This is a genomic window from Thiothrix litoralis (assembly GCF_017901135.1).
Lineage (GTDB): Bacteria > Pseudomonadota > Gammaproteobacteria > Thiotrichales > Thiotrichaceae > Thiothrix > Thiothrix litoralis.
In genome coordinates this window covers 3,196,006-3,210,582 of sequence record NZ_CP072801.1, presented here as the reverse complement: position 1 = coordinate 3,210,582, position 14,577 = coordinate 3,196,006, and the positions used below count along the sequence as shown (strand labels likewise).

18 protein-coding genes are annotated in these 14,577 nt (G+C 52.1%); 5 read left to right on the top strand and 13 right to left on the bottom strand.

What is annotated here, in order from left to right:
* The first annotated feature begins 12 nt into the window (after positions 1–12).
* The gene (locus tag J9253_RS15650; RefSeq protein WP_210221836.1) at positions 13–597 is read left to right on the top strand and encodes a YcjF family protein; all 585 of its coding nucleotides are present in this window, start codon (positions 13–15) and stop codon (positions 595–597) included.
* Complete coding sequence (locus J9253_RS15645) at positions 590–1,645, top strand: ABC transporter substrate-binding protein (protein WP_210221835.1); 1,056 nt, start codon at positions 590–592, stop codon at positions 1,643–1,645. Before J9253_RS15650 ends, J9253_RS15645 begins: the two co-directional genes overlap by 8 nt.
* Before the next feature lie 43 nt (positions 1,646–1,688).
* Here the strand turns inward: J9253_RS15645 and J9253_RS15640 are convergent, their stop codons facing one another.
* From J9253_RS15640 to J9253_RS15595, 10 genes are all read right to left on the bottom strand, one after another.
* Positions 1,689–2,420: a DUF4395 domain-containing protein gene (locus J9253_RS15640; protein ID WP_210221834.1), complete on the bottom strand. Its 732-nt coding sequence runs from the start codon at positions 2,418–2,420 to the stop codon at positions 1,689–1,691.
* Between the two features lie 16 nt (positions 2,421–2,436).
* A complete protein-coding gene (locus tag J9253_RS15635; RefSeq protein ID WP_210221833.1) occupies positions 2,437–2,946 on the bottom strand; it encodes a DsrE family protein in 510 nt (169 codons plus the stop codon).
* Between the two features lie 35 nt (positions 2,947–2,981).
* Positions 2,982–5,249, bottom strand: coding sequence for an MBL fold metallo-hydrolase (locus J9253_RS15630; RefSeq protein ID WP_210221832.1), 2,268 nt, complete (start codon positions 5,247–5,249; stop codon positions 2,982–2,984).
* A gap of 86 nt (positions 5,250–5,335) precedes the next feature.
* Entirely contained in the window at positions 5,336–5,644 is a 309-nt protein-coding gene (gene soxZ / locus J9253_RS15625) for a thiosulfate oxidation carrier complex protein SoxZ (RefSeq protein WP_210221829.1), read from the bottom strand.
* A 17-nt stretch (positions 5,645–5,661) separates the two neighbouring features.
* The gene (gene soxY, locus J9253_RS15620; protein ID WP_210221831.1) at positions 5,662–6,117 is read right to left on the bottom strand and encodes a thiosulfate oxidation carrier protein SoxY; all 456 of its coding nucleotides are present in this window, start codon (positions 6,115–6,117) and stop codon (positions 5,662–5,664) included.
* 144 nt (positions 6,118–6,261) lie between these two features.
* The gene (gene soxA, locus J9253_RS15615; protein ID WP_210221830.1) at positions 6,262–7,116 is read right to left on the bottom strand and encodes a sulfur oxidation c-type cytochrome SoxA; all 855 of its coding nucleotides are present in this window, start codon (positions 7,114–7,116) and stop codon (positions 6,262–6,264) included.
* A 15-nt stretch (positions 7,117–7,131) separates the two neighbouring features.
* Positions 7,132–7,440 carry a thiosulfate oxidation carrier complex protein SoxZ gene (gene soxZ / locus J9253_RS15610; RefSeq protein WP_210221829.1) on the bottom strand — a complete coding sequence of 103 codons (309 nt, stop codon included), beginning with the start codon at positions 7,438–7,440 and terminating at the stop codon, positions 7,132–7,134.
* Positions 7,441–7,457: 17 nt separating this feature from the next.
* The gene (gene soxY, locus J9253_RS15605) at positions 7,458–7,913 is read right to left on the bottom strand and encodes a thiosulfate oxidation carrier protein SoxY (RefSeq protein ID WP_210221828.1); all 456 of its coding nucleotides are present in this window, start codon (positions 7,911–7,913) and stop codon (positions 7,458–7,460) included.
* A 42-nt stretch (positions 7,914–7,955) separates the two neighbouring features.
* Positions 7,956–8,333, bottom strand: a complete 378-nt coding sequence (gene soxX / locus J9253_RS15600) for a sulfur oxidation c-type cytochrome SoxX (RefSeq protein WP_210221827.1) — start codon at positions 8,331–8,333, stop codon at positions 7,956–7,958.
* Between the two features lie 214 nt (positions 8,334–8,547).
* The gene (locus J9253_RS15595) at positions 8,548–9,966 is read right to left on the bottom strand and encodes a M48 family metalloprotease (RefSeq protein WP_210221826.1); all 1,419 of its coding nucleotides are present in this window, start codon (positions 9,964–9,966) and stop codon (positions 8,548–8,550) included.
* 152 nt (positions 9,967–10,118) lie between these two features.
* On the opposite strand from J9253_RS15595, the gene gshA reads away from it, so the two are divergent.
* Positions 10,119–11,717 (top strand): glutamate--cysteine ligase, encoded by a 1,599-nt coding sequence (gene gshA, locus J9253_RS15590; RefSeq protein ID WP_210221825.1) that lies wholly within the window; start codon positions 10,119–10,121, stop codon positions 11,715–11,717.
* 239 nt (positions 11,718–11,956) lie between these two features.
* Positions 11,957–12,406 carry an RNA recognition motif domain-containing protein gene (locus J9253_RS15585; RefSeq protein WP_210221824.1) on the top strand — a complete coding sequence of 150 codons (450 nt, stop codon included), beginning with the start codon at positions 11,957–11,959 and terminating at the stop codon, positions 12,404–12,406.
* A 47-nt stretch (positions 12,407–12,453) separates the two neighbouring features.
* On the opposite strand, the gene J9253_RS15580 is transcribed toward J9253_RS15585, so the two are convergent.
* Genes J9253_RS15580 through proC form a run of 3 tightly spaced genes read right to left on the bottom strand, consistent with a single transcriptional unit; the run spans position 12,454 to position 14,175 of the window.
* The gene (locus tag J9253_RS15580) at positions 12,454–12,744 is read right to left on the bottom strand and encodes a DUF167 family protein (RefSeq protein WP_210221823.1); all 291 of its coding nucleotides are present in this window, start codon (positions 12,742–12,744) and stop codon (positions 12,454–12,456) included.
* Positions 12,745–12,747: 3 nt separating this feature from the next.
* Positions 12,748–13,296, bottom strand: a complete 549-nt coding sequence (locus J9253_RS15575) for a YggT family protein (protein ID WP_210221822.1) — start codon at positions 13,294–13,296, stop codon at positions 12,748–12,750.
* Positions 13,297–13,332: 36 nt separating this feature from the next.
* Positions 13,333–14,175, bottom strand: coding sequence for a pyrroline-5-carboxylate reductase (gene proC / locus J9253_RS15570; protein ID WP_210221821.1), 843 nt, complete (start codon positions 14,173–14,175; stop codon positions 13,333–13,335).
* A 74-nt stretch (positions 14,176–14,249) separates the two neighbouring features.
* Here proC and J9253_RS15565 point away from each other — a divergent pair, with 74 nt between their 5' ends.
* Positions 14,250–14,576 carry a DUF3301 domain-containing protein gene (locus J9253_RS15565; protein ID WP_210221820.1) on the top strand — a complete coding sequence of 109 codons (327 nt, stop codon included), beginning with the start codon at positions 14,250–14,252 and terminating at the stop codon, positions 14,574–14,576.
* Position 14,577 lies beyond the last annotated feature (1 nt).

Here is a 14,577-nt window from a genome sequence, read left to right as displayed (position 1 = left end):
CAGGAATTCAGCATGGTGGATGATGAAGACATTGCCCAGTTTTTACCCTCTGACTCACCTTTGGTGAGGCAGTCTGAGGCGGTACGTCTACAAGCTGCGAAAGGCCGGGTGCGGGCTGAAAAAATAGATAGCATCATCAAAGCCAATATCATTCAGGCAGTAACGATGGGGCTGATACCGGTACCCTTGCTGGATGTACTGGCTCTGACACATATCCAGTTCAAGATGCTGGATGAGCTGGTCAAGCTATACGATATCCGCTATACCAAAATTGAGCGCTCTGTGGTGAGAGCATTTATATTGGGGAGTTTACCGGTAGCGACTGTTACCGGGTTGAGCAGTGTACTCAAAGTAATGCCGGGAGTCGGTTCTTTCATTGGCGGAGCCAGTGTTTCTGTCAGTGCGGGAGCTTTGACCTACGCGACAGGAAAAGTCTTTGCCCGCCATTTTGAGTTGGGTGGCACGCTGGATGATTTCAATCTTGAGAAAGCCAATCGCCAGTTTCGGCAGGAATTCCGTCACGGCAAGCAAGTGGCTCAGGAACTGGTCACAACACAAGCCTTAACTTTCACAGCAGAGTTCAAGGAAGATGCTTAAAATTCTTTTTGTCAGTCTGATTATTGCCTTTACGCTCGCCAAGCCGATGGATGAGCTGGATCTGGAAACGGAAAACCAGCAGAAAGTCGTGGTTTACAACTGGTCAAACTATATTCCGAAAGGTGTGCTGGAGGATTTCAGCAAAGAAACCGGTATCAAGGTGGAGTATTCCACCTATGACAATAACGAGATTATGTATACCCGGCTCAAATTGTTGAAAGGCAGAGGGTATGATGTGCTAGTACCCTCTACCAGCCTAGTCGGGAAAATGAGCAGGGAAGGTTTGCTACAACCACTGGATCATACCCAGCTTGAGCATTTTGAACAGCTTGACCCTGACTTGATAAACAAGTCGTATGACCCGGGTAATAAATTCAGTGTTCCTTATCTGTGGGGGACTACCGGCATTGCTGTTAATACTGATGTTGTGGATGTGGCTAAAATCAAAGGCTGGGCTGATTTATGGGACAGACAATGGCGTGGCAGGCTGTTGCTGACCGATGATATGCGTGAAGTTTTTAGTATGGCTTTAACGATCAATAAACATTCCCCTAATACGATTGACCCGGACGAAATCAAGCAGGCTTACGAGAAACTGCGCCGGTTGATGCCGGGTGTCAAGGTCTTGAGCGGGGAGCCCCGTGCCGAATTCCTATCAGGCAATGTGGATCTGGGACTTGTCTGGAATGGCGAAATTGTTGTTGCCCAGCAAGAGAAGCCTGCCTTGCAGTATATCTACCCCGAGGAAGGTGCTAACTTCTGGGTCGATAGTTTTGTGATTCCTGCCCGTGCAGCCAACGTGGAAAATGCCCACAAGTTCATCGACTACATGCTGCGCCCCGAAGTGGCTGCACGTTGTGTGAAAGAATTGGGTTACGCTACTCCCATTCTCGCTGCCAGAGCGCTGTTGGATACGGGTATTCGTAATAATCCGGTCATTTTCCCGCCGTCTGAAGTGCTCACGGGAGCTACATTTCAGGAAGATGTTGGTGACAAGGCCATGGATCTTTATAACCTGTATTGGGGGAAACTGAAAGCGGGGAAGTGATAGGGAAAGCTGCGTAGTGGGTTTGACCCACTACCCAACATCCTTACGGGTGCGGCTGGCTTTTGCTGGCAGCATCACCCCAATCAAGATTATTGCAAGCTTCGCACTCTTCCTCTAACACGCCCATCCACACCAGCAAGGCATGGACTTTGCAGCCAGCGCAAAAACCCAATACCGTTTCCATCCACATAAAGCCGAAGCAGACCCACACCATCACCAGCGGAATCCAGCGCGGCATGTAGTTTTCGGTAGGCGGTAACACTTCATGACCCGCAAGGCTATTCACCCAGCCCGCCAACACTTCAGGGTTAAAAAATACCAAACAGACCACAATGAAACTCGCGCCAATCGACCAAGCAAAGCGCTTGGGGGTTAACGGCTTCCACACCGGCCTGCTGCCTTTAGCCAGAAAACTGCTGAGTAGAATGGTCGGCGACAGACGTGAGGTTTTCACCGACATGCCCGCGAGCATTTCAAACAGCGCGTAAAACAACACCCAAGTCTGCGTGGAGTAGTCCAGCGTGCGCTTGATAGCTTCCACACCGTAGATAATATGCCCGTCAAAATCCGTTTCCAGCGTATCGGTGATCACGTCACCCGTGACCACCCAGCGTGAGCCGAAAATGGCAACATAGAGTGTTAATGCCATGTACATCGGGATAGCCATCAGCAGGCCAGCCCGAATCCGCACAGCCGTATCGTTAATATAAGGCTTCTCCTCATTGAGGTCGCGAAACCAGAGATTTTTGCAGCAAGATACAAACCAGTTAACCATTAGCGACACATCCTTGTTACGGTTTCAGTAAACGATAGCCTTGCGCTTCTAAACGGCCTGCTTCCGCCACACCTGACGGAATCACGTCTTCCGGCTTGGCATCGTACAAGTCCTCGAACTTGATCTTACGCCCCATCAAGGTGTTGTAGCACACCTCGAATTTCACGCCTTTTTCCTTCAGCTCAGTAATTTTCGTCGGTAATTTAGCATCGGCGTTCATCTCCACTTGCTTGGCTGTCGTCAGTAAACCGAGGCCGTCGCCGTTCATCACAATGATGGCATCGGTTTTCTTGCCAGTTGCATCCAGTGCCTTGATGTAATTGCTGACGTTACCCAATACGCCCATGTACTTATTTTCATCACCCTCCATACTGACATGGAAGATAACTTTTTCCGCACCTGCGTAATAATCATCGGCGACCTTGGGCGCTGGTACACCGGGGTCGAATTTCGCCTCCTCTGCGCTCGCCACCTGCGTCAGCAAGCTGCTAGCCATGAACATGCTGAATAGTATTGGTTTTAGCATGATTTTCTCCTCCTACGGTTGATAAAATTATCGTCTTATTCAAATTCCATTTCGCGAAACACCATGCCAGCATTAGCCAGCGATAGCTCGTCGAACGTATCAAGGTGGGCAAAAGCACTTTGGTCGATCTTATAGGCATCTTGTAAGGTGCCACCGTTTTCGAGCACCTCCCCGACCTTGGTGCGTAGGTATACCAAATAATCTTTAGTGTATTGCGTGACTTCCGCCAAGTTGGTGGGGCTGCCGTGTCCGGGAATAATGTGGGTGGGTTTGAGCGCCTCGAGTTTTGCCCAAGTGTCGATCCACGCATCAGTATCGGTATCTTCAAACAGGGGCAACAGGCGTTCATGAAATGCCACATCACCGCTAATCAGCAATTGCTTATCAGGCATCCATAACATAATGTCACCGGGGCTGTGTGCTGAACCGATACGTAAGGCTTGTATTTTCCATGAGCCAAGGCTTAAGTCCATGCTGTCTTCGCTGAGGATAACATCAGGCTTGGAAAGCTCGGTGCGGTAGGCTTTATCACGGCTACGGGCACGCATTAAGGCAATCAGGTCTGCACCACGTTGCTCGACTTCGTGCCATGCATCTTGGTGCATAATGACCTTCGCCCCCTGCTCCTGCCAATAATTCATACCAAGCATGGCGTGGCCTTGCCCATTCTCCAGCAGCACGTATTTGACGGGTTGATCGGTGCGTTGTTTGATTTCGTCGTGCAGGGCTTGTGCCAACAGGTAATTGTCACCAGCATTCATGACCACAACACCTGCATCCGTAATCACGAAGGAAAGGTTATTGTTGTGCCCGCTATTGTCGTAGGAAGGCGGAGCGGTTGCGCCAATCGCTGACCATACGCCGGGAATGACTTCGATGGGTTTGCTATAAAGGAATGAATCGAGGGCTTTGTCGTTTTCTTCGACGGGCAACCCAGCGTCTTTCCATGCAAAAAAGCCATCAGCGTAGTTTTTAACATTGGTGTAGCCAAGTTTCATTAAAGTATCAGCGGCGAGTGGGCTGCGTTGGTTTACGCCGCAATACACCACGATCGGGATATTTTTATCGGGTAACTGCTCGGTGGCGTGCATTTCCAGCCAACCGCGCATGAGGTTACGGTGACGTGGCGCATCAATACTGCCACCCAGTAGCGTGATTTCTTGTGGGGTACGAACGTCAATAAGCTGGGTTTCGGGGTGCTTTTGCAACAACGCCTTAAGTTCAGCCGTATTGACATTGGTGATGCGTTGATTGACCTCATCCAGCAGTTGCTTGGCTTGTTCGGTGAGAGCCGGGGCTTCACGCACGGCGGTGGCAGCGGGCGTGTCGGCACTGGCCTTTTCGGCCTCAGGCGGCTGCATCCCTTCCTGTTCCAGCGACAGGTAAACCTGATAAGCATTACGACGGTTAGCTTCTGCAAACGCTGGCATGTCGATAAACTCACCCCAGTCGGTGGCTTCATAGGCTTCATCAAACGGGGTCATATCTTCTACGGCCTTGCCCATTGTTTCACGCAAGAATTCGATGTAATGGGCGGTGGTTTTGATAACCTCTTGGGGTTTTTTGGACATCGGGCCGTGACCGGGAATCATTGCTGTCAGCTTGCCTTGCGACATTTCCTTGAGACGTTCCAGCCAAACTTTGGTATTGGCATCGCCGACATAGGGCACGCGGCCTTCAAAAATCAGGTCGCCGATCAGCAATACACCATCCGGCTCAACCAGCACGCTTTGGTCGCCGTCCGAGTGCGCTTTGCCATTGAAAATCAGTTTGAGGGTAACGCCACCGAAGTTAATCTCTTCATTGCCTTCCACATAACGGTCAGGCTTGACGAGGCGGGTATCAGCATTCACCCACGGGGCAAGCGAGGTACGGCGCTCTTCCAGTGTGGTGACGGCATTTTCGGAATTGAGGTAATCTTCTGCGCCTGCCGGAGCGATGATTTCCGCGCCCATGTCCTTGAACACTTGCAAACCGTAAACGTGATCAGCATGGTAATGACTGACAATGACCTTTTTCACCGGCTTGTCAGTGACTTTTTTGAGTTTTTGCAGGAAGAGCTGGGCAAGCGCAGGGGAACCGAGCGTGTCAAACAGGATCACTCCGTCATCGGTCACAATTGCCGCAGCGTTGGAAATAAAGCCGTGATTTTGGGTAGCTGCGCCGGGCGCACCCTGCACATAGTAAACGTGCTCGGAAACTTTGATGAGTTCCATCACGACCGGCGGAAGTTTGTCGTCAGCACGGGCATTCAGCCCCAGCAACAAACAGAAAATAGTGATAAATGCGGCAATGGCTCGCATGATTCCTCCGGCCTTGAATGAGAGGAAAATGACACAGTAGAGACGCAATAGCTTGCGTCTCTACGAATTAACCAACAGTAGCGGGTTTAGGCAACATCAGTTTCGGCGGAATCTGTCTCGCCTTTGTTGTCTGTCCACGCCAGTTTGATTTTGTCGCCTGCCTTGCCTGCGTAGCTGAACGCGAGGTAAGGGTTTTTGGAGACAGAGCCACCCCAGTTAGCCGTCAGGATGGTTTTATCGCCCGCCGTGACAATGATTTCCTTGATGAAATGCGCCGGAACCATTTCCCCGGTTTTTTTATCCTTGCGCTGCCCGGTTTCCATCGGGTGGGTCATCAGGGCTTTGACTTCGACCGCGCCGTCTTTGGCAGCCGCTTTGAGTTTAATGCTAGACATGTGTTTGCTCCTCTGAATTAGCCGCCGCAGCCGCCGATGGTGACCTTAACTTCCTGCTTCGCGGTGTAGGCTTTATCGCCTGCTTTGGCGATCGCGACCACGTTGGCTGTTTTGCCCATTTTGATACGGGTGGAAACTTCAGGGGACGTGCCTTCTGGCAGGATAAAAGTCGCTGCCAGTGGCGTTGGGTTGCCGTCAACCAGAATACTGATTTCGGTAGTACCCGCGACACCTGAAGTGACGGTCACAGGTACAACTGCGCCGTTTTCAGCAATTTCAGGGGCTTTGATTTTGATGTCACCGGAATCTTCCGGGGTGAGTGCCATGACTTTCAGCGCCTCTTCCATCGACTTGGCATCGAATGCACCGCCGCCTTCTGCCATAACCATACCCGGTGTCAACAGGCCAGCGCTGACCGCAAGACCAGCCGCACTGGCGGCAAGTGTGCCCTGCAAAAATGTTCTACGTTTCATAAATTCCTCTCTAGAGATGTGTTACCAACATTCAGGTGATAAGACGCAATCCGCCCTGAAAATATTCCGTTTTTTTGAAAAAATTTTAAAAAAAACCCGGCACGAGGCCGGGTCTTGTCGATTGTCAGATCGAACACAAGTGTGTTACTTACGTGAGCCAGGGCCGTTCCATTCTAGGCCGTTGGACATATAAGTCAGGAAGTATTCCAGTGCCTTATACTCGTCACTTTGTGGTTTGAGACTCGCGGCACGTACCATGGTATTGCAGCCCATGAAACGGTCATGCAAGGTGCGGGTCTCGCCCCAAGCAGAGCGGTATACCGGCCAATGGGTAACATGCCCCAAAGAAGGGCTAAGCAGATCGGCACGGATATATTTACCCGCGTTGTTGGTATGGCAATCGGCACAAGACATATTCAACTGACCACGTTTGGCGTAGTAGTAGTTTTGGCCTTTTTCATACCAGTCAACCGCTTTGCCTTCGGGTGTAGGCACAGCAATTTTGCCGCCACGATCTTCCATCGCGATGTAAGCCATCAACTGGGCAATATCACCTTTATTCAGTAACGGCTTGCCTTTTTTGTCGACGAAACCTTCACCATCACCCGCTTTCTTGCAAGCATCCAGCGCACCTTCTACGGTAACGATGGTGTCTTTTTCTGCATCATAGGCTGGGTATTTGCTACGAATCGCCTTAATATCACCCATGCAATCAGCATAGGTTTTACCATCTTTGAACGGTTTTTCCCACATCTCCTTGCCCGCATCAATATCGGGGTCATAGGGTGGGAACTCTTCCATGGACTGCCACTGCTCTTTCAAGCCTGCATCCAGGGCATAAGCACCGTCTTTGAAATCTTCAAAAGGCACATCTTTGAAGTTTGTTTTGAAATAATCCTGATAGGCTGTCAAGTCTTCTGCCGGGCCAGCTTGCACTGTACCAAACGCAGAAAATGTCAAAGCCAAGGCAACGGCTGCTGCGGTAAATGCTTGTTTCATAGGAACCTCCTCCCGTTAGGCAACATCAGTTTCGGCGGAATCTGTCTCGCCTTTGTTGTCTGTCCACGCCAGTTTGATTTTGTCGCCTGCCTTGCCTGCGTAGCTGAACGCGAGGTAAGGGTTTTTGGAGACAGAGCCGCCCCAGTTAGCCGTCAGGATGGTTTTATCGCCCGCCGTGACAATGATTTCCTTGATGAAATGCGCCGGAACCATTTCCCCGGTTTTTTTATCCTTGCGCTGCCCGGTTTCCATCGGGTGGGTCATCAGGGCTTTGACTTCGACCGCGCCGTCTTTGGCAGCCGCTTTGAGTTTAATGCTAGACATGTGTTTGCTCCTCTGAATTAGCCGCCGCAGCCGCCGATGGTGACCTTAACTTCCTGCTTCGCGGTGTAGGCTTTATCGCCTGCTTTGGCGATCGCGACCACGTTGGCTGTTTTACCCATTTTGATACGGGTGGAAACTTCAGGGGACGTGCCTTCTGGCAGGATAAAAGTCGCTGCCAGTGGCGTTGGGTTGCCGTCAACCAGAATGCTGATTTCGGTTGTACCCGCGACACCTGAAGTGACGGTCACAGGTACAACTGCGCCGTTTTCAGCAATTTCAGGGGCTTTGATTTTGATGTCACCGGAATCTTCCGGGGTGAGTGCCATGATTTTCAGCGCATCTTCCATCGACTTGGCATCGAATGCACCGCCGCCTTCTGCCATAACCATACCCGGTGTCAACAGGCCAGCGCTGACCGCAAGACCAGCCGCACTGGCGGCAAGTGTGCCCTGCAAAAATGTTCTACGTTTCATAAATTCCTCTCTCCAAGAATTCAGTGAATATTATTTAATAAGTTACAGGGTTGAAATGAAGTCAACGACCTTATCAAGCTGCTCATCGTTCAGGATACCCATCGGGCCGAACGGAATCATGATGGTATTGGGGTTAGCAACACGGGAATCATAGATTTGCGCTTTCAGCTTGGCTTTGTCCGGGAAACGGGCAGCCATCGCAATCAATGGCGGGCCAATATTACCCGGCAGCTCGCCGCCCGCGATCATGTGACATGCCAGACAGTTACCTATGGCACGGTCAAAGGCCAAGTCCTTACCGGTTACTTCTTTTTTGGCTTCTTTTGCATCATCCGCTGCATACGCAGACGAGAATCCTGCCCCCAGAGCCAACACGGAAACCGCTGTTGACATAACTAAAATGCGAAAAAGTTCCCGCATAACTACCTCCTCTCTAACAGAACCATTATGATCAAAATAACATATCACTATTGAAGTAAAGTGCTGCTCTCCTCATGTCCACAATACTTGAGATATATCAATAGCCGGACTTGGAGCTTAACCGATTGTGGTAAAACACGCAAAAAAACTTTAATGAAACCAATTACTTAAAATAAGAATATAATAATATTCTTATTTGGCATGAGCAGACAAACTAAAACCTATCCAGTTGCTTTTGCCGGGATTCCATCTGTTCGATGTCACGCGCCATGGCTTGCAAACGAGCGCTGGTCTGTGCCGGGCTACCCGGCAAGCGCGAGGCTTGCTCAAGAATGGCACGAGCGTGCTTGTATTCCCCCATCCGCAAGCTACGCTCGGCAGCAGAACGGTAGGCTTCGACTGGCTGCCCTGCCTGTTCGGCGACACGCTGGCGAACTTCAAGGAATTCCAGACTGGTTTGTTCGGTCAAGCGGGTGCGGTTCATGAGTTGCCAAGCCTTTGCCGCCTGCTGGTTGGCAAGCAATGCTTCCGCCAGTAACACCAAAATATCCTCCTGACCGGGGTAAGCATTGGCCAGCGGGGTCAACAGGGCTTCAGTATCTGCGTAACGTTTCGAGATATTGAGGGCTTCAGCAATCGCCAAGGCAACCGGTAGCTCCCGCGATTGTGTGCCCAAGGCTTGCAACACCGCTTTGGCGTTGCCACGGCGCAACTGGCTGACGGCCTGGGCATATTGCGTCAGTTGCGGGTTGCCTTTGGTGGCGGGCGGGGAACCGGGCGCAGTCATGGCTCGCAGTTTTTCCCGCGCATACAGGTAATCGCCATCCTCGCGCACCGGGCGCTTGCCCAACTGGTTGGCGCGTTCGCGGGTATCACTGAGGCGGTCAATGCTTTGCGGGTGGGTACGCAAATACTCGGTAATATCGCCATTCAGGTCAGAGGTGCGCCGATCCAGCTTTTCCATAAACAGCGGCATGGCCTGCGGGTTCAACCCCGACCCGGCAAGGATGCGCAAGCCGGTGCGGTCGGCTTCGGTTTCCATCTGGCGGCTAAAGCTCAATTGACGATGGAGCTGGGTGGCAATAGTGCCGGTAATAATCGCCTGGGCAGCTTCCGGGCTTTTGCTGGCAGCGGCAGCACCCGCGAGAACACCCAGCCCGGTAAGCAAGGGATTACCTTTTTCCCCGGCCATCATCCGCGCAATGTGGCGCTGCGAAACGTGGGCAATTTCATGAGCGATCACTGCCGCCAACTCACTTTCCGAATCGGTATTGATAATTAACCCCGAGTGGATAACCACCACCCCACCCGGCATGGCGTAGGCATTGATTTCAGCGTTCTTGACGATCAGGAAATAGTAATTGCCACCACCGGGCGCGTGTGCTGCCAAACGATTGCCCAAAGCGCGTAACCAGCCGCTAAGTTCAGGGTCTTCCACCACCGGCTCGCTGCCGCGCAACTCGCGGATCAGCTTGAGGCCGAGGACAGCCTCTTCAGTACTGCTCAGCGTATTGTTAGCAGGGTCGCCGAGATCGGGAAGATTCATGCTGGGTACGTCCAGATCGAGGGCTGCGTAAGCGCTGGCACTCAAGGCAAGCGTGATCAGGCTGGTCAATATCAGGTGTTTCATCATCAAACTGGCTTCCGTATGCGATGCCTTAACTATAATAGCAATGCGCTGGAAAGTATGTTTTCCCGTGCCGAAGCAGGTATTCGGTCACGGGAAATTTGCATTATGGTGGTTCTATGCTGTAATCCCCGTTTGGCCTGAACAGGAACCTGCCCGTGTACCATCTGCTGGAACAACGCCTGCGCGAGATTGACACCAATCAACTGTACCCTTACCTGCGCAATGCCCGCACGGGGCTGGAAAAAGAAAGCCTGCGCGTCACCCCCGATAACCGTCTTTCCCAGCGTGATCACCCCAAAGTACTCGGTTCTGCCCTGACCCATCCGTGGATCACCACCGATTACGCCGAATCCCTGATTGAATTGATTACCCCACCGCAGGAACGGGCGGCGCAAGCGCTGGATTTCTTGCTGAATATCGAAACGTTTGTGTACCAGCAACTGGATGACGAACGCCTGTGGACGACCAGTATGCCCTGCGTGCTGGCGGGTGAAGACGACATCCGCATTGCCGAGTACGGCAACTCCAACGCCGGGCGCATGAAGCATATTTATCGCGAAGGGCTGGCATGGCGTTATGGCAAAGCGATGCAAGTCATCGCCGGGATTCACTTCAACTACTCCATCGACGAGGCTTTCTGGCAACCCTGGCAGCAAGTGCAAGGTGATCAAGGTGAGTTGCGTCCCTTCCGCGATGCACAATACATGGCACTGGTGCGTAACCTGCAACGTTACGGCTGGCTGATCATTTACTTATTCGGCACTTCCCCGGCAATTTGCAAAAGCTTCCTCGGCAATCGCCCCGCCCCAGAAGGCATGGAGGCTTTCAACGAATACACCCTGTACGAGCCGTTTGGCACCTCCTTGCGGATGGGCAATATCGGTTACACCAATAGCAAGGAAAACAAAACCGGCGTCAAGGTGTGTTACAACACACTGGAAACTTACATCAGCAGTTTACGCCGCGCCATTACCACGCCCTGCCCCATCTACGGGGAAATTGGCGTCAAGGTCGCAGGCGAATACCGCCAGTTAAACGCCAATACCCTGCAAATTGAAAACGAATACTACAGCACGGTACGCCCCAAGCAGCCCTTGCAAGGTTTCGAGAAGCCGACCGATGCACTGGAAAAACGCGGCATTGCCTACGTGGAATTGCGCTCTATTGATGTCAACGCCTTCCACCCCGCCGGGTTAACCCGCCGCCAACTGTTTTTCCTCGAAGTCTTCATGCATTTTTGCCTGTTACAGGAAAGCCCGCTGGTCTCTGCCGAAGAGTTTGAGGTCATCAACCACAATCAGATGCTCACCGCGCATCGCGGACGTGACCCAGAAGTGCGCTTAAGCTGTCTGGGCAAGAGTGTATTGCTGCGTGACCATGCACGGGACTTACTGCAAGCCATGCGCCCAGTGGCGGAAATGCTCAACACCGTCCACGGGGAAGACTGTTACACCGATTGTCTGGATAGCCAGATCCAGCTTGCTTACAACCCCGACCTTACCCCGTCAGCGCGGATGCTGGAAGAAATGCACGCCAAGCAGGAAAGTTTCTTTGAATTTGCCCAGCGAAAATCTGACGAGCACCGTGATTATTTCTTGAAACGTGAGCTTGATCCGGCGTTGGCAGAGGAATTTCAACAACTCGCGGCAACCTCGTTAATCCGCCAGCAAGCTATTGAAGACAGCGAAGAAATGGATTTTGACAGCTTCCTGAATGCCTACCTTTCGGGGACTTTGGCTGACATAAAAAATTAACCAAACAATCATCCGATTTTTGTTACCAGCAACAGAAAACTGGGGTACACTCCAAATGACTTGCCTGATACTTGAAAGTTTCGTGCGTTTTGCCATCCGCTGCCACGTTTTGACTTGCAGGTTTCACAGCGCATAACCCATCGAACCACAGTGGTCGATCGTTATCAGGTAATTTGGTGTGACTGATTATCTATAACGTAAATTCCCGAGCAGCACACGCTTTTATGAGATGACAAACAGTGAATATTTACGTTGGCAACCTGCCCTATAAAATTACCGAAAACGACTTGCGCGACCTGTTCTCCGCTTATGGCGAAGTAACCAGCGTTAGCATGATCAAAGACAAAATGACGGGGCAATCCAAGGGCTTCGGTTTTGTTGACATGCCTGACGGTGCTGAAGGCAATGCAGCTATTCAAGGTCTGAACGAGCAAGCTGTTCAAGGCCGTAACATCAAAGTTAACGAAGCAAAACCACGCGAAGATCGTCCACGTGACGGCGGTGGTCGTGGTGGTTTCGGTGGCGGCAGCCGTGACGGCGGCGGTAGCCGTGGTGGTTTCGGTGGCGGCGGTAGCCGTGACGGTGGTGGTAGCCGTGGCGGTTTCGGCGGCGGTAACAGTGGCGGTAACAGTGGCGGTGGCCGTGGTGGCGATCGTGGCGGTTTCGGCGGCGGCGGTGGCTACCGTTAATCTCCATTAAGCGATAACTGTTTCGCTGGGCAGGCTCAAGGTTTCCTTTAGCCTGCCTTCTCAATACCTGCCGGTAAGCAAGCCGGGCATTCGATAGACAAATGTTTATTTCTGCCGGTTTCGCCGTTGATGATCTGCACCTTTGATTTGGCAACACCACACATTTTTGCCACAAATTTCACAAGGTGTGCGTTAGCTTTGCCATCCACGGGCGGGGCTGTAATCCTGATACGAATCCGATCTTCCTGCACTTCAGCAAACTCATCCCGACTCGCTTTGGGCTGCACCCGCACAAACAGGTGCAACACCTCATTTTCCCAGCGGTAAAAGTCCGCCATGTCTTACAAGCCGATTGACTGAAGCACAATCAACACCACATACAACAGCAGGATAGCCACCATCGGTGACAGGTCTACCATACCAATGGTCGGTACCACGTTACGGATCGGGCGTAACAAAGGATCCGTCAGGCTATGCAACACATCCGCCAGCGGATTACCATAACTGTTCCCCACCCAACTCAGCACGGCCTGAATGATCAGCGCGAAGATGTAAATATTGATAACGGTGCGCAACAAATCCACGACCGCATAGACCAACACCACCGGTAAACTGGCATCACTGCCCTGTAAAGCCACCAGCAGGAGAACCTGAATAACTTTCAAGCCCAGCGCCAACACAATCGCCGCCGTATCCAGCTTGCCAATCGCCGGAATAAGACGCCGTAACGGCACCAACACCGGGTTAGTAATCTTGACCAGAAATTGTGACAGCGGGTTGTAAAAATTAGCGCGTGACAAGGCCAACAGGAAACGGATCAGCACCGCCCCGATATAAAGCGAGAATAAGGTTTGCACCAAAAAAACGCCGACATTCTGTAAGGCTTCCATGTAAAACGATCCCCAATAAATATGGATGAGTAATGATTAACTGTTGGCGGCTGCCAATTCTCGGGAACGGCTTTCTGCCGCCTGTAAAGCCTGTACGAACAAGTCCTGCAAACCACCACCGGTCAACACCTTGAGGGCTGCCTCGGTCGTACCGCCTTTAGAGGTGACCTTCTGACGCAGTTCGGCTGGCATATCGCCACTTTCCAGCGCCAGTTTGGCAGCGCCCAAGGCGGTTTGCATGATTAGCAAGTGCGCGTCTTCCGCACGGATTCCCAATTGTTCAGCGGCGGTTTGCATCGCCTCCATCACCAGAAAGAAATAGGCCGGGCCACTGCCAGAAATCGCCGTGACTGCATCCAGCTTGATTTCATCGTCAAACCACAAGGTAATACCGACCGCACGCAGGATGCTTTCCGCCACGCTACGCTGCTTTTCAGACGCCTGCGGGTTGGCGTAAAGACCCGTTGCACCGGCCTGCACCAATGCGGGCGTATTCGGCATACAACGCACAATCGCCTGATTACCGCCCAGCCAGCGGTTCAGCGCTGCTTCGCGGATACCGGCGGCGATGGAAATAAACAACGGGCGGCTGCGTTGAGCCGCTTCAGCCAGCGTTTCGGTCACGGCACGCATGATTTGCGGCTTGACCGCTAGCACTACCACATCCGCGCCTTGCATGGCTTCGAGATTATCAGTCGTGGTCAGCACATCCGGCCAGTGCTTGCGGATAGCATCGAGTTGTTGCTGATCAGGGTCAGCCACGCGCAAGACGACGTTCGCCTTGTCTTGTAACAGGCCAACAATCAGGCTGCGAGCCATATTGCCAGCACCAATAAAGGTAATGGTGGTGGGTTTTTGTGTGATTTGAGGTATGTCCATGTGCGCTCTTTACTTTGTGTCGGTTAGCGGATTTCCGTAATAATGGGTACATTCTACTATTTTCAAGGACAATAATGGAAAATCTGCTTTTACTGGGGTTACTTGGCTTGGGTTTTTGGTTCTGGATCGACTCAATGAATGCCAAAGAACGGGCGGTCGCGGCTGCCATACGTGCCTGCCGCGAGATTGACGTGCAGTTATTGGATCAAACCGTGGCGCTGGAAAGCATGAAGCCTGCCCGCAACCGTCAGGGGCATCTGGTCTGGCGGCGCATTTACGGCTTTGAATACAGCAAGCGCGGGATTGAACGGCGGCACGGACGAGCCATCCTGCGTGGTCGTGTGCTGGAACAGGTGCAAGTCGACCGGGACGATGGCACAACGATTGAGCAGTATGAATAAC